The sequence below is a fragment of the Aquimarina agarivorans genome, from assembly GCF_000218485.1.
Taxonomy (GTDB): Bacteria; Bacteroidota; Bacteroidia; order Flavobacteriales; family Flavobacteriaceae; genus Aquimarina; species Aquimarina agarivorans.
Window position 1 is genome coordinate 1 of sequence record NZ_AFPB01000096.1, and the last position, 521, is coordinate 521.

Consider the following 521-nt stretch of genomic DNA (forward strand, 5'->3'; position numbering starts at 1 on the left):
TCTCTATGCGCATTCCCTGCAACGATTTGCAAATATGAGCTACTGATCCAGTATCAAATACCCAAGAGTCAGTAGGTGAAGTAGCAAGATTAATGTCTATAACATTAATACCTGAAGCAGAAGTCGTACTTTGCTTCTTTTTGAGATCCTCCAAGTACTTCTTGCAGTTCCTCTTCCAGCCTTGCAGTAGAAGCAAACGGCATCTGATGCCGCCGACCCCTTCTTGCCTTCTTTGCATTAGAGGCACTCGCGATCCCATTGGGAGTTAACTTCCTCTTGGTGCAAAGTTCTTGACAGGTGGTTTGCGCTTAGCCTTCTGCATCATCATCACATGATGACCGTTTTTCTTGATACTCTCCTCAGCTGTCTTTAGCATCCCATGCAATTCAGCTAAGGTTCTATCCATATTGTTCATGTGGTAATTTAATATGAATGGCTCGAAGCTCGGAGGGAGCGACTGGAGAATTACATCAGTAGCCAACTCTTGGCTAAGGGGAAAACCTAGTTTTCCGTATCTCTCG

The 521-nt window shown here is 44.5% G+C and carries 1 protein-coding gene; it reads right to left on the minus strand.

Annotated elements, in window-relative coordinates; genetic code table 11:
- Positions 1-265 precede the first annotated feature (265 nt).
- A partial coding sequence (locus tag GMC_RS22135; RefSeq protein ID WP_010521213.1) for a hypothetical protein occupies positions 266-521 on the minus strand: 256 nt, incomplete at its 5' end.